At 36.0% G+C, this 21,389-nt stretch carries 20 protein-coding genes; 3 read left to right on the top strand and 17 right to left on the bottom strand.

Annotation, left to right across the window (positions count from 1 at the left end):
• From ACLMCG_RS11330 to ACLMCG_RS11295, 8 genes are all read right to left on the bottom strand, one after another.
• The gene (locus ACLMCG_RS11330) at positions 1 to 1,632 is read right to left on the bottom strand and encodes a T9SS type A sorting domain-containing protein (protein WP_413959621.1); all 1,632 of its coding nucleotides are present in this window, start codon (positions 1,630 to 1,632) and stop codon (positions 1 to 3) included.
• Between the two features lie 318 nt (positions 1,633 to 1,950).
• On the bottom strand, positions 1,951 to 2,361 hold the full coding sequence (locus ACLMCG_RS11325; RefSeq protein ID WP_413959620.1) for a hypothetical protein: 411 nt from the start codon (positions 2,359 to 2,361) through the stop codon (positions 1,951 to 1,953).
• A gap of 121 nt (positions 2,362 to 2,482) precedes the next feature.
• Positions 2,483 to 2,881: a hypothetical protein gene (locus ACLMCG_RS11320; protein WP_413959619.1), complete on the bottom strand. Its 399-nt coding sequence runs from the start codon at positions 2,879 to 2,881 to the stop codon at positions 2,483 to 2,485.
• Positions 2,882 to 2,974: 93 nt separating this feature from the next.
• Positions 2,975 to 5,302, bottom strand: a complete 2,328-nt coding sequence (bglX, locus tag ACLMCG_RS11315) for a beta-glucosidase BglX (RefSeq protein ID WP_413959618.1) — start codon at positions 5,300 to 5,302, stop codon at positions 2,975 to 2,977.
• 77 nt (positions 5,303 to 5,379) lie between these two features.
• The gene (locus ACLMCG_RS11310) at positions 5,380 to 6,087 is read right to left on the bottom strand and encodes a prolyl oligopeptidase family serine peptidase (RefSeq protein ID WP_413959617.1); all 708 of its coding nucleotides are present in this window, start codon (positions 6,085 to 6,087) and stop codon (positions 5,380 to 5,382) included.
• A 76-nt stretch (positions 6,088 to 6,163) separates the two neighbouring features.
• Positions 6,164 to 7,555 (bottom strand): glucoamylase family protein, encoded by a 1,392-nt coding sequence (locus ACLMCG_RS11305; RefSeq protein ID WP_413959616.1) that lies wholly within the window; start codon positions 7,553 to 7,555, stop codon positions 6,164 to 6,166.
• Between the two features lie 75 nt (positions 7,556 to 7,630).
• Positions 7,631 to 9,049, bottom strand: a complete 1,419-nt coding sequence (locus ACLMCG_RS11300; protein WP_142719823.1) for a RagB/SusD family nutrient uptake outer membrane protein — start codon at positions 9,047 to 9,049, stop codon at positions 7,631 to 7,633.
• A 10-nt stretch (positions 9,050 to 9,059) separates the two neighbouring features.
• Complete coding sequence (locus tag ACLMCG_RS11295; RefSeq protein WP_413959615.1) at positions 9,060 to 11,876, bottom strand: SusC/RagA family TonB-linked outer membrane protein; 2,817 nt, start codon at positions 11,874 to 11,876, stop codon at positions 9,060 to 9,062.
• Between the two features lie 365 nt (positions 11,877 to 12,241).
• Between ACLMCG_RS11295 and ACLMCG_RS11290 the strand changes: the two genes are divergently transcribed.
• The 3 genes from ACLMCG_RS11290 (at position 12,242) to ACLMCG_RS11280 (ending at position 13,786) form a co-directional block, all read left to right on the top strand.
• Positions 12,242 to 12,913 carry a DUF4197 family protein gene (locus ACLMCG_RS11290; RefSeq protein WP_223599688.1) on the top strand — a complete coding sequence of 224 codons (672 nt, stop codon included), beginning with the start codon at positions 12,242 to 12,244 and terminating at the stop codon, positions 12,911 to 12,913.
• Between the two features lie 40 nt (positions 12,914 to 12,953).
• Positions 12,954 to 13,259: a DUF493 family protein gene (locus tag ACLMCG_RS11285; RefSeq protein ID WP_047421595.1), complete on the top strand. Its 306-nt coding sequence runs from the start codon at positions 12,954 to 12,956 to the stop codon at positions 13,257 to 13,259.
• Positions 13,260 to 13,324: 65 nt separating this feature from the next.
• The gene (locus ACLMCG_RS11280; protein ID WP_413959614.1) at positions 13,325 to 13,786 is read left to right on the top strand and encodes a hypothetical protein; all 462 of its coding nucleotides are present in this window, start codon (positions 13,325 to 13,327) and stop codon (positions 13,784 to 13,786) included.
• A gap of 49 nt (positions 13,787 to 13,835) precedes the next feature.
• Here ACLMCG_RS11280 and ACLMCG_RS11275 read toward each other — a convergent pair whose 3' ends face one another.
• From ACLMCG_RS11275 to ACLMCG_RS11235, 9 genes are all read right to left on the bottom strand, one after another.
• Complete coding sequence (locus tag ACLMCG_RS11275) at positions 13,836 to 14,186, bottom strand: ArsC/Spx/MgsR family protein (protein ID WP_047378056.1); 351 nt, start codon at positions 14,184 to 14,186, stop codon at positions 13,836 to 13,838.
• 88 nt (positions 14,187 to 14,274) lie between these two features.
• Positions 14,275 to 14,889, bottom strand: a complete 615-nt coding sequence (locus ACLMCG_RS11270; protein ID WP_413959613.1) for a deoxynucleoside kinase — start codon at positions 14,887 to 14,889, stop codon at positions 14,275 to 14,277.
• Positions 14,890 to 14,913: 24 nt separating this feature from the next.
• Positions 14,914 to 15,876 (bottom strand): hypothetical protein, encoded by a 963-nt coding sequence (locus tag ACLMCG_RS11265; protein WP_413959612.1) that lies wholly within the window; start codon positions 15,874 to 15,876, stop codon positions 14,914 to 14,916.
• A gap of 143 nt (positions 15,877 to 16,019) precedes the next feature.
• Positions 16,020 to 17,045 (bottom strand): glutaminyl-peptide cyclotransferase, encoded by a 1,026-nt coding sequence (locus ACLMCG_RS11260; protein ID WP_413959727.1) that lies wholly within the window; start codon positions 17,043 to 17,045, stop codon positions 16,020 to 16,022.
• Positions 17,046 to 17,146: 101 nt separating this feature from the next.
• The gene (locus ACLMCG_RS11255) at positions 17,147 to 18,169 is read right to left on the bottom strand and encodes a glutaminyl-peptide cyclotransferase (RefSeq protein ID WP_413959611.1); all 1,023 of its coding nucleotides are present in this window, start codon (positions 18,167 to 18,169) and stop codon (positions 17,147 to 17,149) included.
• 35 nt (positions 18,170 to 18,204) lie between these two features.
• A complete protein-coding gene (locus ACLMCG_RS11250; RefSeq protein WP_413959610.1) occupies positions 18,205 to 18,588 on the bottom strand; it encodes a VOC family protein in 384 nt (127 codons plus the stop codon).
• The gene (locus tag ACLMCG_RS11245; RefSeq protein ID WP_413959609.1) at positions 18,585 to 19,091 is read right to left on the bottom strand and encodes a GNAT family N-acetyltransferase; all 507 of its coding nucleotides are present in this window, start codon (positions 19,089 to 19,091) and stop codon (positions 18,585 to 18,587) included. The genes ACLMCG_RS11250 and ACLMCG_RS11245 overlap by 4 nt, the downstream gene beginning before the upstream one ends.
• Before the next feature lie 3 nt (positions 19,092 to 19,094).
• Positions 19,095 to 19,520 carry an SRPBCC family protein gene (locus ACLMCG_RS11240; protein ID WP_413959608.1) on the bottom strand — a complete coding sequence of 142 codons (426 nt, stop codon included), beginning with the start codon at positions 19,518 to 19,520 and terminating at the stop codon, positions 19,095 to 19,097.
• Positions 19,521 to 19,694: 174 nt separating this feature from the next.
• Positions 19,695 to 21,308, bottom strand: a complete 1,614-nt coding sequence (locus tag ACLMCG_RS11235) for a Na+/H+ antiporter (protein ID WP_413959607.1) — start codon at positions 21,306 to 21,308, stop codon at positions 19,695 to 19,697.
• Positions 21,309 to 21,389 lie beyond the last annotated feature (81 nt).

Here is a 21,389-nt window from a genome sequence, read left to right as displayed (position 1 = left end):
TTATTTCTTAATTAATTTAGCATTCGCTGTTTTGTTAGTATCGGTTTTTATGGTGATTAGATAAGCTCCCTGAATGAGTGCCTGAGTAATAATCTTAGTCACTCTATTTTTTGTTTTAATACTCTGAAGCTGTCTTCCACTTATATCATATAGCAGAATATCAGCTTCTTTGAAATCAAAGCCGATTTCTACATAAGCATAATCTGATACAGGATTTGGATAGATTTTGATGGCATATTTTTCAATCAACTGATCAACCTGCTTGTCTCCCAGCTTTACAATCTTCCAATTTTCTTTGCCTAATTCTTCTGCACTTGTTCCTGCCAGAACAATAGAACCGTCTCTGTTCAGCTTTAAATCTGAAAGTCTTTCTTCTTTTTGTCTGGATTCTCCTTTCACATGTTTTCTCCACTGCTCATTTCCGTTCTGGTCAAGGTAAAGCATCCAGAAGGTTTCATCGTCGGTTTGTATTCTTCCTTCTGCCTGAGTATAGCCTCCTAATAAAATTCCTTTGGAAGATTTGTCATCTGCTGAATGAAGGACACTCATTCCCATCAGGATATCTCTGTTTTTGAAATTGTAGGATTTCTGCCACTGCTCATCACCTCTTTCATTCAAAGAAATCAGCCAAAGATCTGTTCCTTCTTCAATTCCAACCGTTTTGTTTCCTGATCTTTCTGATCTTGATTCTCCTCCAACGATGAATCCATTTGAAGTTAAAGCCAGTGTTCTGATATGATCATCTCCCTTCCCTCCAAAGTTCTTTTCCCATTCTACTTTTCCGTTTTTGTCTAACTTGACGATCCAGTAGTCGCCTTCACCAAAGTTTTCAGTTTGTTTCGAATTTCGGGATACGGGATTCGAATTTTGACCGTTTGACACGGAACCCGCATCTTGCATCCCGGACTCCTTTTCAGATCCAGAAACACGAACCTCGGAACTCCTTGAATAAATTCCCAATAACGCTCCACCATCTTTTGTTGGAATCATTTTTTCAACTTCATCAAGACCTTTTCCGCCTAAAATTAACTGTGAGAGTTCTTTTCCGTTTTTATCGATTCTGGTAATCCAGACATCTTTTGAGCCATAACCCTTTGCAGCATTCTGTACATTTCCGGCAACAAAAAATCCTAAATCAGTAGTCTGGATCACTGATTTTGCTTCTTCATCAGAAGAACCTCCTAAGGTTTTCTGCCATAATTCATCTCCAAATTCATTGATTCTGATCAGCCAGATATCTGATCCTCCTTTAGAATCCTCTTTTTTATCCAGTCCTTTTCCAGAATAGGAAGTCCCGGCCAATAGAAAACCTCCATCTTGTGTGGTTACAGTAGTTGATAAGTAATCATGGTTTTGTCCTGAGAAATATTTCTCCCAGACTTCTTCACCCTGCTGATTCAATTTTACAAGGTGAAAATCATAGCCGTTGTTTTGTTTATTTCCAGCCTCCAGCTTACCACTTCCCGACTGTATAGAACTTCCCGTGATAAGATACTGCTGATCGATTGTTGTGGTAACCTGGCTAAGAAAATCCTGGGTAGAGGATTTGATATCTTTCTGCCACACCACTTCCTGAGCAGATACGCCCAAAATTGTGCATAAAGAAAATGCACTGAGATAAAGTTTTCTCACACTTTGCTGTTTTTTGAGTTAGTAATTAGTTTGTTAAAACTTCGCAAATTTAACACTTTTTAAGACACTAAAATAACTTTAGTGTGGTATGCTGTAAATCATACTATTTATTATTAAATCCTCTTTTATTTATATTAATATTTGTCTTATTAGATGCAAAATTATCTACACACAACGACAATACGTGTCGCGTTAAAAATATATTTATCAGAAAAATTAAATTTTGAAAATAAAATAACTCTACTTCAAACGTATCAATTGATATTATACGAAAAAACCACCCTTCCGGGTGGCTTCTTATTTTTGGTGAATTTTATTTTACTGATAGATTATTTCATCATTTTTCTTAATCTGGTAGCTTTTTTTATAAGGAGTCAAAACATAGCTGTCTTTAATATAAGTTCCGCTTTTCCAGATCTTCCCTTTTCCCTCTTTATTCAGGATAATGCTTTTCGCAGCTCCATCCGGAATAAAAACCTCAGCTTTTTTCATGTCTTTAGTAAAAATTATTGCTGTCATTGAGGTATAACTTTTATCTGAGTTTACTTCTTTCAGCTTTATTTTTTGATTGAAAGTTTGTATACAATTATTTTTTAATTGTGAATAGGTGTATCCTGCAGAACCAATACAACCGTGAACATCTCTGTCACCTCCTAAAACAGGAGCTTGTTTTTGTGCAAAAATTAAGGATCCAAGGAACATTGCGCTGAATAAAATTGTTTTTTTCATATGTAAAATTTTTGTTTTCTGGCTGGTAGAACTAAATCCCGAAACAGGGTATTAGTTCATTCCTCTAAGGTACAAAAAAAACCACTCTTCCGAGTGGTTTTTCATTTTTTGAAATCTGATCTTATTGATAGATTACAATATTATCCTTTTTAAGCTGATATCCGCTTTTTTTGTAAGGAACCAATACATATCCATCCTTTTTCCATGCTTTGGCTTTACCGCCTGCTCTGGTAAGAATAATACTTCCTGTATCAGCATCTTTAATGAAAACCTCAGCTTTTTTCATGTCTTTACTGAAAATAACGGCAGCTATTGAAGTATAACTTTCTTTTGGGGCTACCTCAGTCAGTTTAATTTTCTGTTCAAAAGTTCTTACACAGTCTTTCTTGATTTGAGAGTAAGTATACCCTGCCGAACCAATACAACCGTGTGCATCCCTGTCACCACCTTTTATTTGAGTTGTTTGCGCGAGTGCTAAAGAGCCCAGAAACATTGTACTTAATAAAATTGTTTTTTTCATGTCGATTTGCATATAATAGTAATTATCGAGGTATTATTAAAAATCATGCCAAAAAAGACATAATACACATTTCTGTGAAAACTTTTTCCTTTATTATTTCGTCCAATTGATTTTTGAGTGTTTCACCTCAGCAGAGCTGGTTCCGATCATAATATCAAACTCGCCTGATTCCCAGTCATATTTCAAGTCTCCGTTGTAGAACTTCAAATTTTCAGGAGTGATATCAAAAGTTACTTTTCTGGATTCTCCTTTTTTCAAAAATACTTTCTGGAAGCCTTTCAATTCTTTTACAGGTCTTGTAATACTTCCTACCATATCTCTAATATATAGCTGAACCACCTCAGCACCATCATAATTTCCATTATTGGTTACTGTAACGGATGCCTGAATCGCCTGATCTCCTTTCGGATTGGTATTGGATACTGTAATATCAGAGTAATTGAACTTTGTATAACTTAATCCATAACCAAAAGAATACAACGGTGTATTACACTCATCCATATAGTTGGAACGGAATCTTTCGTAAGTACATTTATCTACTTTATCCTGGCTCAATGGGCGGCCCGTATTTTTAGCGTTATAATAAATGGGAACCTGACCAAGACTTCTTGGGAAGGTCATCGGAAGTTTTCCTGATGGATTTACTTTTCCGAACAGAACATCTGCAATTGCATTTCCTGCTTCAGATCCTGCAAACCATGCATTCAAAATAGAATCCGGAGTATCTTTTACATTAGTTAAAGCTAATGGACGACCTGTGAAAAGAACCATTGCAATAGGTTTTCCGGTTTTCTTTAGTTCATTTAATAAATCAACCTGAGACTGAGGAATGGTAATTTCTGTTCTTGAAGAAGATTCTCCGCTCATTTCTGCAGATTCTCCAATTGCCAGAACAATAACGTCAGCTTTGCTCGCAACGTCCACAGCTTCTTTTAAAAGTTCTTCTTTGGAACGGTTGTCTCTGTCTGTTTTCTTCCCGTGAGCTGCATAGATTTCTTCTAATTTAGCATCATAATCTATGTTTGCTCCTTTTGCCGATAAAAACTTAACTTCTTTTCCGTAGTTTGATTGTAATCCCTGCATTAAAGAAACTGAAGAAGCATGTTTTGTAGCAACACTCCAGGTTCCGGCCATATTCATAGAATTATTAACCAATGGCCCGATTACCGCTACCGTTCCTGATTTTTTTAAAGGTAATACCTGATTTTCATTTTTCAATAACACCATTGATTGGGCAGCAGCACTTCTTGCTATATTACGGTTTTCCATATTATAAACTTCTTTTGCTGCTAATTTGGCATCTCCATGTTTGTATGGATTATCAAATAAACCAAGGTCATATTTTGCTTCAAGAATTCTTCTTGCCGCCATATCAATTTCAGCCTGTGTAACTTTTCCTTCTGCCAGAGATTTTTTTAATGTTGTTAAAAAACCTTCTCCAACCATATCCATGTCAACGCCTGCTTTTAAAGCTAAAGCGGAAACCTGCTGAAGATCTCCCATACCATGATCTACCATTTCATTGATACCGGTATAGTCTGTTACTACAAAGCCTTTAAACTTCCATAGATTTCTTAACACTTCAGTCTGAAGCCATCTGTTTCCTGTTGCAGGAACGCCATCCACCTCATTGAAAGAAGCCATAACAGAAGCTACTCCTGCGTCTACTGCAGCTTTGTAAGGAGGAAAATATTCGTTGAACATTCTTACATGGCTCATATCAACTGTATTATAATCTCTTCCGGATTCTCCTGCTCCATATAATGCAAAGTGTTTTACACATGCTAAGATATTGGTTCCATTGGCAAGGTCTTTCCCCTGGTAACCGTATACCATATTTTTAGAAATTTCACTTCCTAAATACGGATCTTCACCGGAACCTTCCGATACTCTACCCCATCTTGGTTCACGGGAAATATCTACCATTGGAGAGAAAGTCCAGTTGATTCCGTCTGAAGCAGCTTCTTTGGCGGCTACTTTGGCAGACTGTTGTACAAGATTCATATCCCATGAAGCAGCTAATCCTAAAGGAATAGGGAAAGTCGTTTCATAACCGTGAATAACATCCATTCCGAAAATCATAGGAATTTTCAGACGGCTTTTTTCTACAGCTACTTTCTGAACAGCTTTTATTTTATCTGCTCCTTTTATATTAAATAGACCTCCTACCAGTCCCTGCTCTACTTTCTTTCCGATATCAGAACTTTGTGCCTGTCCTGTAGTAAAATCTCCGGAAGTCGGCAGGTTCATCTGACCAATTTTTTCGTCTAATGTCATTTTAGATAAAAGATTGTCTACAAAAGCTTTCTTTTTAGCCTGATATTGAGCCGTCTGATAAGACTGAACGGGCTTCGTTACCATTTCCTGCGCGGAAAATACAGGTGCCAATGCTAGGGTGGCGATTACAATTAACTTTTTCATAAATCTATCTTCTTAAATTATTGTTTATATTTTTTTGCTTTAATTCGATGGGTTTCTTTCGATCATTGCGTGTCAGATTATTTTTCTTTCTTTTTAGACAGCATCCATTCATAGAGCTGTGGGTTTGAATAGGCCGAATCCCAAGAATTGTGATTGTCATTCGGGAAAATAACCAATTCTGCGGTCGGATTTACCGGATGCAGCTTTTGATAAAAATTAAATGCATTAGTAGGTAATACAATATCGTCCATTCCACCATGAAATATTTTCATATTCAAATCCTTAAATTTATGAATATTAGCGGTCATTACCTGGTCTGTAGGAGCACAAACTGAAGCTACTGCTGCAAACATTTCAGGATGCTCCATTGCCAGTTTTAATGTTCCCCATCCTCCCATAGAAAGTCCGGTAAGATAAATACGGGAAGCATCAATTTTATATTTCTTCTGAATTTCTTTGATCAGATTATACACGGTAACCGTGTCCCACCATGTTCCTTCCGGACATTGAGGCGCGAGAATAGCTACCGGTTCTTTGATCAGGTTTTTGTAGGTAAATGGACTGTGAGCTTTGACTAAATCAAGATTAGTTCCGCGTTCTCCTGAACCGTGAAGAAAGACTATTAATGGTACATTTCCTTTTGTATTATGAGGATAATCCAGAATATAGGATATTTTTTCCTGTCTTTTAATTTCTTTATTGAGTTCTGCTTTTATCTCCTGTGCATTCACCTGTAATGAAAGTGGGAGCAGTAAAAGTGGGAGATGTTTCAGTTTTAATTTCATATTATTAGGTTTTGGCTAAAGCCATGGATTTGAATCTTTTTATTTTTAAACGGGCTAAAGCCCGATTCTATTGAATTTACTTTATCCCATATTTGGCTGACTGGAAGCTTAATTTTTTTAATCCCTGTTGAATTTCAGGAGCATTCATAAACAATTTCCAAAGGAATCCTGATCTGTAGTTTTCGATCATTGGTGCTATTGTTCCCTGATCTATCGCCAGATATCTTGGGGTAAACCAATTGTTATAATTGATAGAGGTAGCATCATAAGGGCCTGCGGATCCTATAAATTCAGGTTTTTGAGTATAAATAAATCTCAGGAAAGCCATTGATTCTTTCGGGGTATAAGGGAAACTGCTCAATGCAGCTGTAGGAGTTATCACTCCGTTATCATTCGTAGGCATGTGAGCCGTATATCCTGTGCTTCCGTCCTCATTTCTGGTATAACCGGCTGTCAATCCCCAATAGTTGGGTCCGTAACCTTTCCATTGTTTTGGGTTTTCAACACAATATTTGTAGTCGATAAGGGTTTGATTTTTATTGATATCAAAATAGTTTTTGACAAGCTTATCAGACAATCCTGTAGGGTCTAGTCCGATGTATGAATATTGTGACCAGAAAAGCGGTCCGCCGTATTCTTCAGCGTAATTATGTTTTACATACAGAGGTAATCCATATTTTGTTTTGTCTGTAAGGTAAGTTCCGTTTCTCGTCCAGCCTTTATAATAAGTTTCAGCATCAATGGAATAGGTAGGTGAAGATGCAGCCAGAATATAGGTAATAAGACATTCATTATATCCTTCCAGAGGAAAGTTCATTTCCCATTGGTATTCCGGTGACCAGTGCCAATAGAGAACTTTCTCGCCTCCTTTTGTATACCAGTTCCACTGAATTCCTTTCCATAGCTCATCACATTTTGCGGCAAGGGCTTTTTCTTCTTCGTTTCCGTTTTTAAAGTATTCACGGACCATCAGTATTCCCGAAGTAAGGAATGCAGTTTCCACAAGATCCCCGCCATTATCTTTTTTGCCAAAAGGAACAGTCTTTCCGGTTTCTCCATTGATCCAGTGTGACCAGGCACCTTTATGGCGATCTGCCTTAACCAGGAAATCCATAATATGAGTAAGTCTTTTTACGGCTTCTTTTCTCGGAACAAATCCTCTTTCTGTACCCACAAGAATAGTTGCCAGCCCAAAACCTGAACCTCCTGTAGTGATAACATGTTTATCATTATCCGGATAAATATTATCTTCGTGATAACGCTCTCTTCCTAACATTGAATTAGGTTCTGCATAATCCCAGAAATACTTCAGGGCATCTTTCTGTACTCTATCCATCAGCTGTTCATCAGTAATAGTACTTTTTACAGCTTCGATTTTTCCAACTTCCTGTTTTGCCACAGGAGAATTTTTACAGGAATACACAAAAAATAAAGAGGTGATAGCCAATGATAATACGTTCCTTTTCATGAGATCTCTTTTTATAGGGTTTCTAACTAAAAGAAGAGGAGAACTTTCATTCTCCTCTAATGTTTATGGTTTATTTTAATAGCCAGGGTTCTGTGTAAACAATCCTAAACTTGCATTCATTGCATCCAGTGGAATCGGGAATAATTCATTTTTCCCTGCTTTGAATCCATAAGAAGAAAGTACAGTAGCTGCCTGCCCCGTTCTTACAAGGTCTACGAAACGGTCACCTTCCATAGCAAGTTCCACTCGTCTTTCATGCCAGATTGCAGTTCTTAGAGCGGCTTGTGTTGATGCTGTTGTACCTCCCAACTGAGCTCTGGTTCTTACTTTGTTGAGATTAGCAATTGCTGTAGCAGTATTACCCAACTCGTTAGCTGCCTCTGCATTAATTAGAAGGATTTCCGCAAATCTTAAAATTCTGATATTCTGTTTTGATCCGTAAGCACAAGCACTGTTATTCAGAGCTTTAGGAACATATACTTTTTGATTAAAAGTTGTTACAGAGTTTGGATCCCCCATTGCAATAAGATCTCCTTCCGGAGTAGTTTCTCCATTTCTAAGAATAGTAAGCTCTTTTCTTATATCACCAGACTCAAATGCATTTTCCAATGCTTGGGAAGGTGTAAAGAATCCCCATCCAAATTGGTTTCTTACGCCCTGCACTTCTGCATATTGGCTTCCTCCGAACTGAGTGGAACAATCACAGTTCACTTCAAATACAGATTCTTTTCCAAACTCTCCTGCAATTCTGAATAAGTGATTGAAGTCAGGATCTAAATCATATCCCATAGACATCACCTGATTAGAAGTATCATAAGCCTTTTGCCAGTCTTTTTTATAAAGATAAACCTTCGAAAGCAATCCTAAGGCAGCTCCCTTGGTAACTCTTCCAAGATCAGCAGCAGCATAAGTCTGAGGAAGAATCTCTGCTGCACTGGTAAGATCCGAAATAATAAAGTTATACACTTCTTCCGCAGAGTTTCTAGGAACGGTATAAGTAGAAGGAATTCCGTCAAAGATTGGAACACCACCGTAGATTCTCAGTAAGTTAAAATAAAAATAAGCTCTCAGCATTTTTGCTTCTGCAATCAATCTTGTTTTTAAAGTGGCATCCATATCAATTTTAGGAACATTTGTAATCACCTGATTACATCTGTTCACCGCCTGCCATTGTCCGATCCAATATCCTCTAACTCCATCATCACTTACGGTATAAGTAAATTGGTCATACGCATTAATAAAAGAAGCGTCTCCAGGATTAGATCCTTTTACCACATCATCTGCCGGTACACCAAATACAAACTGATAAGGAAATGCAGAATTTTCCCAGCTTCTTAAAAACACATAAATTGCATTTGTAGCCTGCATAGCATCATCCTGAGTTTTGAAAAAGGAATCTGCTTCTGTTACTCCTTCCTGTTTTATATCCAGATAATCGTCTTTACAACTTATTACAAGTGAAAATAAAGCGATTGATAAAAATATTTTTTTCATGTTCTTCTAATTAAAATGTTAAGTTCATACCGATTGTATAAATGGCTGAAATTGGATAAATATTATTATCAACCCCCATTTGCACTCTGTCCGTATTCACAATCTCTGGAGAGAATCCATTATATTTAAAGCTTGTCCAAGGGTTCTGAGCGCTTAAATACAATCTAAATTTAGTAAGCAATAAAGATTTTGCAAAGTCTTTAGGCAGGTTATATCCTACTGTAATATTTCTGATTCTGAAATAGCTTCCATCTTCCACAAAGAAACTGCTTGGAAGAATAACCGATTGGTTATTGGTAGTCATTGGATATGCATTGGAAGTTCCTGCACCATGCCATCTGTTGTTGTAGAAATCAAGATCCCAGTTTTCATTTCCATAACGCTGTTCACGGTTATAGTTATAAATTTTGTTACCGAATACCCCTTGGAAGTCTACAGCAATATCAAAATCATGAACACTTAAATTAACTCCGAATCCATAAGTTCCTTTTGGAATCGGGCTTCCTAAGAATGTTTTATCCCTGGTGTCAATTACTCCGTTTCCGTCTATATCAGCAAATTTTAACCATCCCGCTTTTGCTCCGGTTTGACCGGAAGCAGCAGCTTCTGCATCAGTCTGGAATACCCCTGTTACTTCATATCCATAATATGATCCTACAGACTGTCCGTTTTGTAGTCTTACAATAGAGTTTCCAAATAAACTTGCTCCTGTTTCAAGGTATGAACCTTGGTATACAGATGTAATTTTATTTTTAAGAGTAGTAAGGTTACCATATACTCCTAATTTCACTTTTTCAGAAATTTTCGTATCATAATTTACTGAAACTTCAAAACCTCTGTTATTAAATGAATAGGCATTGGTAATAAAATTTTTCCAGTTACTTGCCCCCGAAACCGTTCCTTGTGTAACACCGTATACTACATCCTTAGTATCTTTATCAAAATAGGTTGCATCAATTTTCAATTTGTTATTGAACAATCCCATTTCTAAACCGATATCTCTACCCGTTGTAGTTTCCCAGCCAATATTTGGATCAATCACTCTGTCAATGGTCTGTGCAGGCGCTCCTGAATTTCCATAATAAGCACCTTCTTTAAGAATTGTTGTTCTTAAAGTATAAGCTCTGGTTACATCGGGATTACCCAATTTACCCCAGCTTGCTCTTAACTTCAAAAGGCTGAATACATTCTGATTGCTCATAAAGTTCTCCTTGGAAATTACCCATCCGGCACTCACCGCTGGAAATACTCTGTGTCTGTCTCCTGAAGAATATTTTGAAGTACCGTCTCTACGAACCGATCCGTTAATCAGATATTTTCCTTTATAATCATAGTTTACTCTGGCAAACATAGACTCAATTCTATCCTGATAAGGTACAACATCATAGCCTTCTACGTCCTTGTCAATCATAATAATATTGGTCCCGTTAAAAATATTCATCGACGCATTGGTTCCGTCATAATTAACATTAAGTGCTTCTAAATACGTTTGGGAATAAGAATTTCTTGTTCTGGAAAAACCGGCAAGAATCTCAAGGTTATGATCTCCTAATGATTTTTTCCAGCTTAATGTATTGTCCCAAATATAATTTCTGTTTCTTGAATCTCTTGTAATCAGCTTATTAGGCTTCTGATCAGAAACAGGAACATAATTAAATGTAGGAGTATATTCGTAAAGATTTGTATTATAATTGTCCGTTGTATAGCTTACTCTTAAAGTAAAATCCTGCAAGAATTTATATTCAGCCCATACATTGTTCAATAACCTCTCCTGTCTGTTTTGAGAGCGATATAGATCTAAAACAGCACGAGGGTTTGGAATAGAATACCCGTTAAAGAACTGGTAGTCTCCTGTCCCCGGATTCATCACAGAGAAAATAGGAGGTGCATTATAAGCGTTCAGTAAAGGGTTTTTTGCCTGATCGGTACGCATTTTAGAGAATGTAAAATTATTCCCGATAGTAAGGTTATCCGTAATCTTATAACTAAGATTTAATTTTGTATTAAGTCTGTTAAATCCTGAACCTGAATTAATACCCTGTCCCGCAGCAATATTTCCTTCATCCTGTAGATTTCCTATGCTTGCATAATAATTAAGCTTTCCTAAGCTTCCTGAAGCAGAGAAATCATTAGAGTTAATGATACTTGTTCTGAAAATCTCATTAAACCAATCTGTATCAGCAGGGAAATTAGCTCTGGAAATTGCACCATTAAGATTCCCGTTATCATTCATCAGCTTTTCGTTATAAAGCTCAATATACTGATCAGAATTAGTCATTTTAGGAACATTGGTAACTTTCTTGATTCCTAAGTAAGAATTGAAATTGAATATCGGTTTCCCTCTCCCTGTTTTTGTTTTAATAATTACAGCTCCATTAGCGGCTCTTGCTCCGAAGATTGCTAAACTGGAAGGGTCTTTCAGTACACTCATAGATTCGATATCCTGAGGACCAAGGAAAGAGATGTCATCAGTGATCATTCCATCAACGATGAATACTGTTTTACCAGTCAAGGAACCTACCCCTCTGATATCTACTCTCGGGGAACTTCCCGGCGTACCAGAATTCAGAACCTGTACACCAGATAATTTACCTTGTATTGAGCTTATCGGGTTAGCGTTAGGTTTATCGGCAAGGTCTTTTGCAGAAACCATTCCGATACTTCCGGTAACGTTTTCTTTTTTCTGAGCCCCATACCCGATCAAAACTACCTCCTCGATCTTCTGCTCTTTGGCAGTAGTATCTTTTGGAGTAGTCTGAGCATTGACGTTCATACCGAAGTACAAAGCAGCAATGAGACATGAGTACTTTAAATTACTTTGTTTCATATAGTTTCAATTTTATTCAAATAAATTCAAATTTGTACCTGTCTCTAAATAGTGGAGTTATTTAAAATCTCAAAAAAAGACATTAGCCAAAAATAGAAAAAATATTGAACAATGTTAAACTATCTTAAATATTTAAAAATTACAGTATTTTGTTACGCAAAAATTAATAAATGTTTAAATTTTACAATTTTATACCTAAAAATATTATCAATTATCTAACATTTCATTAATTATAAATTAACATTTTTAATACAAAAAATCACCAAATCATGCACTTAATTTAATATTTTGTTAAATAGAGAATAGTAATTACCTTTGGTGCAGTTTTTGACAAAAAAGCATTTAGGAATAAATTATAAAAATCAATGAAAAAATATATCATTGCAGCCGCTCTTATTATAGGAACCGGTGCTGTTATTACAACCAGTGTGCAATCATGTACAACATTGGCCACATCAGACCTGGGGCTTTCTATTATTAAAAAAATTCTGCTTAATGGTATAGATAAAGGAATGGGCATCTACGGAAACAAGGAAGCCTTTCTGCAGAATAATATGGTAGACAAAGCACTTCCAAAAGAGCTGAGAGACATCAATTCTACGCTGGAAAAGATATCTCCGTCATTGGTTGCTAAAGAAAGAGATTTTATTGCACAGGCTGCAGCTTATACGGTAAATACTTCAAAACCTATTCTGGAAGGTGCCGTTAATAGTCTGAACGCTCAGGATGTAACGAGAATCATGCAGGGAACCACTGCAACACAGGTTCTGAAAGAGAAAACATCCCAACAGCTTATTGCAGCAATCGCTCCCAAAGTTGATGAGAAACTGAATGAATATGGAATTGTAAAAACTATCAATACAGCGTTATCAGGAAGCAATTTCTTGGGTAGTCTTTTAGGAGGAAATAAAAACACGGTCAATTCAGGTGGATTGAGTCAGCTGGCCTCTGAACAACTGGTGAATGGGTTATTCAATATCATTGAAGATTATGAGCATCAGAACTCTAAATCTCTCCTGGGACCATTTGGAAAATAGGAGAAATTTCGTTATATTTATATTATATTAATAATTGCAGATGGATATATTACAAGGAAATCAACACGCAAATCCTGAAGATTTTTACAAGTCTTTAAAGGATAAACTGGAGGATCATCATGATTTTCCGGAAGATTATTTATTTAAATTTATTATTCCTACAGACCAGTCAAAGCTTACTGAAATATACAGAGTTTTTGACGGCATTAAATTTACACTGGGAAACCGCGAAAGTAAAAATGGAAAATACACGGCCTGCAATATCAATGCATTTGTTTTGGATGCAGATCAGGTTGTGAATATTTATAAAGAAGTAGCAAAAATAGAAGGCGTTATTCTATTGTAAAAAAGCAGAAACCGTTTCATAGTAATGAAGCGGTTTTTTACTATTTAAAAACATAAAAAAACACTATGAACATCCAATTGATCCTATTTAATATCCTTTTAATCACATCCGCAACAAGCTGTGTTCACAAAACCAACAGTGAAAACAGTACGACAGTCACCACTGCAGTACAGCAGCAAAAGATTGAACAAATCCAGTTAGCGGAAAGAACAAGAGGGTTTAGTAAAAGTATTGTTTTTACACCTTCATTAAAAACAACAAATAACAACGAAGATATCGTTAATACTAAGATATCTCCTGCTGAATGGCAAGCAGTTTCAAAACTGGCTGAAAATCTTGATTTATCTAAGATATCAGATCTTCAATCTCCTACGACAGGCAGACATTCCGACCGTGCTATGGCTGCTTCCATTATTATTACTTCCAATGGGAAAGAATATACTTCTTCAAGTTTTGATGCCGGCCATCCCCCAAAAGAACTGGAAGCATTATACAATGCGATCAACGGAACTGAGAAAACGAAATAAAATAAAAAAATCCGCTCTTTTACAGAACGGATTTTTTATGATGTATTTATTATTTTTCAATAAAGAATTTTACATTTTCAATTGGTCTTCCCAACATGGCCACTGAGCCTTTTACCAGAATTGGCCTTTGTATCAGAGAAGGGTTTTCAGAAAGAATTTTCAGCCATTCTTCTTCTGAATAATTTTTATCTGCATAATTCTCAATATACAGTTTATCTGTTTTACGGATAATATGAAAAACACTTTGGTTAAGCTTTTTCAATACAGTTCTGATTTCAAGAATGCTTAGCGGATCTTCAATGATATTAATGATCTCAAAAGGCACTCCGTTCTCGTCAAGATACTCCAGTACGGCATTTGACTTTGAACAGTTTCCATTATGTAAAACTTTAACTACCATGATATAATTATTCAAAAAAATTAAATTCTCTTTACCAAATTTAGGAAGAATCTCACTGAATATATCTTAATATTCTAATAAAAGTATGTTAAAACAATCCGTGAAGTTCTGCTTCAATTTTCTCCAGAATAAACCCGAAATCTTCCGGTTTTTCAACAAAATCAAGATCATCCACTTCTACGATCAGAAGTTTTCCTTCGGTATAGTTGGAGATCCATTTTTCATATTTCTGATTCAGTTTTGAAAGGTATTCAATACTGATAGAAGCTTCGTATTCACGACCTCTTTTATAGATTTTTTTAACCAGATTGGGGACATCTGATTTCAGGTAGATCAGTAAGTCCGGAGCCGATACAAAAGACTTCATCAGATCAAAAACCGATGAATAATTATTGAAATCCCTGTCCGAAAGAAGATTCATATCATTTAAGTTTTCTGCAAAAATATGAGCATCTTCATAAATGGTACGATCCTGAATGATATTTTTACCGCTTTCTCTGATCTCCTTTATCTGACGGAATCTGCTTCCCAGAAAATAAACCTGCAGTGCGAAACTCCACTTGCTCATATCTGAATAAAAATCCTCCAGATAAGGATTATGATCTACGTCTTCAAATTGTGCATCCCATCCGTAATGCTTGGAAAGCATTGTCGTCAAAGTTGTTTTTCCTGCTCCAATGTTTCCTGTAACCGCAATATGCATATTCTTTTTCCTTGTATTTACTGATTAATTGATAAGCTTTTCGATTCCCTCAGTCTGAACTTTGGAAGTGTCTTCAAGCAATTTCTGCAGTGTATTGTCTGAAGGCTTCTCCTCTTTATTCTCAACGGGTTTTTCTTCAGTTTTTTCTACGGGCTTTTCTGTAGATTGCTGTAGAGATTCCGGCTGAGCGTCAAGTAGTTTTTGCTGTTTGGCTTTCTTTACTTTTTCAAGGCTGTAAAGATAGAGTTTGTTCCCCTTGATTTCAAAATAAGAAAGGATGTTTTTATCCACAATTTGTGCGTCCGGATCTTCAAAAACCGTCACCATTCCTTTTTCAGGAACGTATTGTGAAATAAAATTACTGGCCACAACCAGAATTGCATCATTTTCTCTTCTAAAGCGTTTTCCGTTTTCTAAAGGGGCTTCAAAAAGTTTTTCAAATTTCAGGCTGTAAATCCTGATATGTTTTCTTGTTAAAATATAGACTTTATTTTCGTAGACCAGCATATCCATCAGATCTTCAAAACTGATATCAAACGGATAGGAATTGATCGTAGTATCATTCCTGAAATTGTACTGTATCAAGCGTTTTGTACTGTCATCCAAAAGCCACAGCTGCTGCAGATCTTCGGCATAAGCCATTCTGATGAATCCAAATTTCTGCTTAAAATCAAGCCTTTGAATTTCATTCATATTCTGATCCACAAATTTCATTTCCTGGGCATTTTCAGAAAATAAAGGCACATTCAGCGGATTTTGTACATTCTGCACTTTGTAAGGAACGGTAAGCATCATTTTTCCAATCTGCTTTCCTAAAGAATCGTATTTGGTAAAACTAAAATCTTTGTTTTTATAGATATACAAACTTCCGTAGTCATCGGCAAGCATATCTTTAGCTTCCTTTAATTTTAAAGTATCTAAAGGGAGAATATTCTGCGCTGAAGCCGTACAGAAAAGGAAAAAAAATAGTATGTTTAAAAACTTCACTCTGTTTTTTTAATGGGGTGAATTTACTGAAAAATAATTTCATCTAAAAGAAGACAAATCTACTAGAATCCTTTCTGATATTTAGCAAAATTGAGACCATATTATTACTAAAAAAAGACCTGCTTTCTATATAAAAATTACTTTTATTTAAAGGCAACTTCATAAATTTTCTCCCAATTCTTTCCTGTCACCAACATATTATAGCCTTTAAAAGCAATTCCGTTCAGGACATTTTCACTGTTTCCCTGATCGTTTTCTTTGGTCAACTTAGTAAAATCAAAATTTCCTACAACATCTCCGGTAGCCGGATTGATCTTTAAAACAACCGGTTTGTGCCACACATTCGCATATATAAAGCCATCGTGATATTCAAGCTCATTGAGTTGATCATAGATTGTACTATTTCCGGCAACATAAACAATTTTAATTACTTTTGATGGATTATTAATATCCAGAAAATAAAGATTTTTAGAACCATCTGTAGCAATCAGATTTTTCCCGTCATACGTCAGCCCCCACCCTTCTCCGATGATATTGGGTAAAGGAAATTCGGATATTTTTTTCAAAGTATTTTTATCATAAACAAAACCAATTTTATTTTGGTAAGTCAGCTGATATATTTTATCTCCAATAATTGCGCATCCTTCAGAAAAAATATCAGCAGGTTGCTTTGCAACAATACTGGGAACGGATGATCCTAGAGTATACTTTATAAGTTGTGATTCCCCCTTCATTCCATCACTTTCATACACTGTATTTCCTTCCACTACAAAACCTTCGATGAAATTTTTAGGATCATGAGGATAATCGGCTATTATTTTGTAAAGAATATTCTTTTCTGGAATTTTTGAGAATACATTAATGGTAGCATCCTGATTAAGCACTTCACCTTTTTTTGTTTTGATGATAAAAATTACTTTATTATCTCCCAAAGTAAAAAACTTTGGATCAATTGTTAAATCTGTTGTTTCCTTATCTCTAAAACTGACTGCTATACTTTCTGCATTTTCTGTAATGTCTTCCGGCAATTTAATTTTATCTCCGAAATGATAACCTTTCTCTTCTTTTGAGTTATTATAGTCAGCCAAAGAATCGAGCATTTTTTCGTTGCTATTACAAGAAACAAGGAAAAGAGCGGCTAAAAAACCAGCATTGATATTTCGCTTAATAAAGTTGTCAATCATTTGCCAAAAATACTAAAATTTAATCCTTAAAAATGAAAATAGCGCCCCAAAGGGGCGCTATTTTCATTTTTATCAATAAAATCAAATTACTTGATTTGAACTTCATAAATCTTCGGCCAGTTCTTCCCTGTTACCAACATATTATCGCCTTTGAAAGCAATTCCGTTCAATACGTCATCACTTCCTTTGGTGTTCTGTTTGGCAATTTCTGTGAAATCAAAAGTTCCTACGACTTCACCGTTGGCCGGATTAATTTTTAAAATAATTGGTTTCTGCCATACATTGGCGTAGATAAATCCGTTGTGGTATTCCAGCTCGTTTAATTGATCGTAAGCTTGAGAACTACCTGCAACAGCAATATATTTAATAAGTTTTGAAGGGTTATTGACATCAAGGAAATATAAAAGTTTACTTCCGTCAGAAGCAATCAGGTTTTTTCCGTCATACGTCAGTCCCCAACCTTCACCCAATACATTTGGATAAGCAAATTCCGAAAGTAGTTTTAAAGAGCTCTTATCATAGATATACCCTTTTTTGCTCTGCCATGTCAGCTGATATACTTTATCTCCTACAATGGTACTTCCTTCAGAAAAGTCTTCCTGAGCCTGTTTGGTAGAAGCAAGGGGCGTTGTAGTTCCTAATGTATATTTTAAAATCTGGGAAGCTCCGTTCTGTCCGTCACTTTCATAAATGGTATTTCCTTCCACCTGGAAACCTTGTACAAAGTTTTTAGGATCGTGAGGATATTCTGCTACAATCTGGTAAGGAATATTTTTTTCAGGATTTTTTGCAAATACATTAATAGTTGCATCCTGATTCAATACTTCTCCTCCTTTTGTTTTAACGTTGAAGGTAACAGCATTATCACCTAATGTGAAAAATTTAGGATCAACCGTTAAATCTGTTGTTTCTTTATCTCCAAAGCTGATGGTTACACTTTCTGCATTTTCCGTTACCTCTTTCGGAAGCTCAAGCTTATCTCCGAAGTGGTATCCTTTCGCCTCCATTGAATTATTATAAGTATTCAGTGTATCAAGAATTTCTTTATTCTTGTTACAAGATGCCAGTAATAAAATCGCTGCGAAACCCGCTATTATATTTTTTTTCATTGAATTTCTAAATATTTCCCCAAAAATAGCAAATTTTATTCCGTATTGCCAATATTATCTATGGGTTCACCAAATTGTAGGATATAACCATTGTTGTCATAGATCGCAAACTCCCTCATTCCCCACTCAAAAGATTCAATCTCATAGCAGACTTTTGCCTTTGTTTTAAGCTCTTCCCAAAGCTCATCCACTTTATTTACATTGAAATAAAATGAGCCGGAAAAACCGATTGAAGTATTTTTTTCATGTTGGTTTGGCTGAGAAAGCATGATGTATATTTCATCTTTACGAAGGGAAGCCCATTGCCAATCATCATTTCTCCCCATCAGGGTAAAACCGAGAACACGCATATAAAATCCTATGGTCTCATCAAGATTTTCTGTCCAGAGAACAGGACGAAGTGCAGTAAACTGTGTCATGATTTCTGTAATTCAAAAGTATTTTTATGGATTTTCATATTCAGGGAAATCCAGGTTTCTGTATCAATCTTCGCTTCGCTTCTAACTTCAGGGTCAAAAGCAAAACCTACTTTCCGATAACATTCAATAGCTCCGGTATTCCAGTCGTAAACATTAAGCTCTGCAGTTTCTTTATCAAAATGACTGAAACCATATTTAAGAAGTTCCTGCATTACTTTTTTACCATATCCTTTTCCTCTGTTGTTTTCATCCCAGATTAGAATTCTGCCCAGCAGAAATGTCTTTTCTTTTAAAAAAATCTGAGCGTGGCCAATAGTTGTTCCTGTATGATCTGCAATGGTAAACAAGGTTCTGTTTTTATCGGACAAATCGGTCTCCAGCTGTTCTGCTGTAAGCGGGAAACGGTATACGGGCCCGGCAAACTGAAGAAGCATTCTTTCATCTTCTATCTTTGAAATCAGCAGCGGTGCATCGTGAATTGTAAAGGGCTGTAGTATAATCATTATCTACTTTTCTAAATATTCTTTTAAACTCTGTCCCAAAATAGTGTTCCAGCCTTGTGTAAAATTATCTCTTGAAAAACCATCTCCGAAGTCTTTGAAATTTTCAATATTTTCATGGGTAAGTTTTACTAGAGTTTGTCCGTCCTCCGGAAGTAATTCCCAGGTCACAATAGTTTTTAATGCTGAAAAATCAGGATATGACCATGTATGTTTCAGTTTCTGATTAGGTATTATTTCTAAAATTTCTCCCTGATGATGGTATTTATTTTCACCTCCGGGTTCGAAGAAATTAAATTCTTTTCCTATTTCTAATGCAAAATCCTGGATATCAAAATACCAGGATTTCATTTCATTTTTATCGGTTAATGCTTTCCAGACTTTTTCAGCCGGAGCATTTATTTTGTATTGAACAGTGATGGGTGTGCTCATATTATAGATTTAATATGTCTAAAATTAAACATTTTGTCTATACTATTTAACCACAAAAGTCATAAAAGTTTTAACCTGAAGTTGTTTGAAGTTAAATTTCAAATAATGAAAAAGTACACTTAAACTTATTCTGATCTAAACCCTTTGTGACTTTTGTGATTAATTTTTTTTGAGTTATGTATGTGAAAAACCAGTGATCTTCGCTTCATCAAAATCCAGCTGCATTTCAATGGTCCTCATCACATGATCGTCAAATATCTTTTCTCTTTTCATTCTGTGCAGTTCATTTCTTTGTGCCTGAATGATCTGTCGCAAAACATCTTTATTTTCATTGATTGCGGATACATAGTCTCCTGTGGAGGCCATACATTGGGCTTTATCTGCCATCAGCATCATTTCATTTTCCAGTTTATGCTTCTGATGACGGACTAAGCTGTTTGTGACTGCCAACTCAGAAAAGTCATTATCCAGCTTGTGCAATGCTGTTTCTTTCAGCTTACGCATCAGGATCACTTCCTGTTTTTCTTCCGGCAATTCACTTCCGGCATCCTGAATATTCAATAATTTCAGGATCGGACTCAACAATAATCCTTGCCCTACAAGGGTAATCAATATAATAACGAAAGTTACAAATAAAATAATATTTCTGTGCGGAAATGCATCTCCGTTTGGTAAAAAAGCAGGAATAGATAGTGCTGCAGCTAGTGAAACTACTCCTCTCATCGCTGCAAAACTGATAATAAATGGTTCTCTCCAATCCGGTTTCGGAACTTTTAATCTTAATTCTTTGGAACACACTCTTGGGAAATACATCAATGCATAACTGTACAGAATTCTTGTTCCGATGATTGCACCACCAATCACCACACTGTAGAAAATACCCTCAGAAATGGTATATTCTTTCATTCCCTCCACTACAATGGGAAGTTCAAGGCCAATCAGGATAAAAATGATCGTATTCATAAGGAATATCAATACACTCCACACATTCCCGGACTGTATTCTTGAGGTGTGACTCAAATAACAATGCGAATTATAAGACATCAATAATCCCCCGGCCACTACTGCCAGTACTCCCGAAAAATGGAAATGCTCTGCCCCCACATACATAATGTACGGCACAATAAGGGTAATAATAGTATCAATATTAGAATTGGTAGGAATAATTCTAAGTAAAGCCCCAAATAAAAAGCCTGTTGCCACTCCCACCGCAATTCCTCCGATCGCCATCGTAAAAAAATCCTGAACGGCATCTCTCCAGATAAACTGTCCTGAAATAACGGCTGCAAGGGCAAATTTAAATACAATTAAGCTGGATGCATCATTAATAAGGCTCTCTCCTTCCAGAATATTGGTTATTTTTTTAGGAATTTTCATATGTTTCAGCACCGAAGTAGCCGCTACCGCATCGGGTGGGGAATTTACACCTCCCAACAAGAACCCCATTGCTACCGTAAGCCCCGGAATAATTGAAGAAGAGAGATACGCCACAACGATGGATGTTAAAAACACCAATCCGAAAGCCATTGAAAATATTTGTTTTCTCCATTTATGAAAGTCCTGCCATGAGGTAAACCAGGCTGCTTCAAACAAAATAGGGGGCAGGAAAATAAGGAAAACAAGATCAGGTTCTATTTCTATACGCGGCATTCCCGGCACAAAGCTTATGAGCAATCCTGCAATCACAAGAAAAATCGGGTAAGCGACTTTTAATTTCTGGCCGATCATTACCAATATCATCACAGACAGCAGTACTGCAATGGATATTATAACATAGCTGTGAATCATTTTAAGTTGTTTTTTTAAGTGTTATTTTTTGTTTTGATTAATAAACTTCCTGCTTTTTACAGGAAAATATCTTAATCTTTT

The sequence above is a fragment of the Chryseobacterium sp. S90 genome (assembly GCF_047444895.1).
Taxonomy (GTDB): domain Bacteria; phylum Bacteroidota; class Bacteroidia; order Flavobacteriales; family Weeksellaceae; genus Chryseobacterium.
The sequence above is the reverse complement of the archived record's forward strand: the minus strand, read 5'-3'. Positions and strand labels throughout refer to the sequence as shown.

Bases quoted from the DNA above. Each gene is read 5' to 3' on its own strand.
- ACLMCG_RS11300 (WP_142719823.1), bottom strand. From the start codon at position 9,049: ATGAAAAAAATATTTTTATCAATCGCTTTATTTTCACTTGTAATAAGT.
- ACLMCG_RS11270 (WP_413959613.1), bottom strand. From the start codon at position 14,889: ATGCATATTGCGGTTACAGGAAACATTGGAGCAGGAAAAACAACTTTG.
- ACLMCG_RS11295 (WP_413959615.1), bottom strand. From the start codon at position 11,876: ATGAAACAAAGTAATTTAAAGTACTCATGTCTCATTGCTGCTTTGTAC.
- ACLMCG_RS11325 (WP_413959620.1), bottom strand. From the start codon at position 2,361: ATGAAAAAAACAATTTTATTCAGCGCAATGTTCCTTGGATCCTTAATT.
- ACLMCG_RS11275 (WP_047378056.1), bottom strand. From the start codon at position 14,186: ATGGTAGTTAAAGTTTTACATAATGGAAACTGTTCAAAGTCAAATGCC.
- bglX (WP_413959618.1), bottom strand. From the start codon at position 5,302: ATGAAAAAGTTAATTGTAATCGCCACCCTAGCATTGGCACCTGTATTT.
- ACLMCG_RS11245 (WP_413959609.1), bottom strand. From the start codon at position 19,091: ATGATTATACTACAGCCCTTTACAATTCACGATGCACCGCTGCTGATT.
- ACLMCG_RS11255 (WP_413959611.1), bottom strand. From the start codon at position 18,169: ATGAAAAAAAATATAATAGCGGGTTTCGCAGCGATTTTATTACTGGCA.
- ACLMCG_RS11320 (WP_413959619.1), bottom strand. From the start codon at position 2,881: ATGAAAAAAACAATTTTATTAAGTACAATGTTTCTGGGCTCTTTAGCA.
- ACLMCG_RS11235 (WP_413959607.1), bottom strand. From the start codon at position 21,308: ATGATTCACAGCTATGTTATAATATCCATTGCAGTACTGCTGTCTGTG.
- ACLMCG_RS11250 (WP_413959610.1), bottom strand. From the start codon at position 18,588: ATGACACAGTTTACTGCACTTCGTCCTGTTCTCTGGACAGAAAATCTT.
- ACLMCG_RS11240 (WP_413959608.1), bottom strand. From the start codon at position 19,520: ATGAGCACACCCATCACTGTTCAATACAAAATAAATGCTCCGGCTGAA.
- ACLMCG_RS11305 (WP_413959616.1), bottom strand. From the start codon at position 7,555: ATGAAAAGGAACGTATTATCATTGGCTATCACCTCTTTATTTTTTGTG.
- ACLMCG_RS11290 (WP_223599688.1), top strand. From the start codon at position 12,242: ATGAAAAAATATATCATTGCAGCCGCTCTTATTATAGGAACCGGTGCT.
- ACLMCG_RS11280 (WP_413959614.1), top strand. From the start codon at position 13,325: ATGAACATCCAATTGATCCTATTTAATATCCTTTTAATCACATCCGCA.
- ACLMCG_RS11285 (WP_047421595.1), top strand. From the start codon at position 12,954: ATGGATATATTACAAGGAAATCAACACGCAAATCCTGAAGATTTTTAC.
- ACLMCG_RS11310 (WP_413959617.1), bottom strand. From the start codon at position 6,087: ATGAAATTAAAACTGAAACATCTCCCACTTTTACTGCTCCCACTTTCA.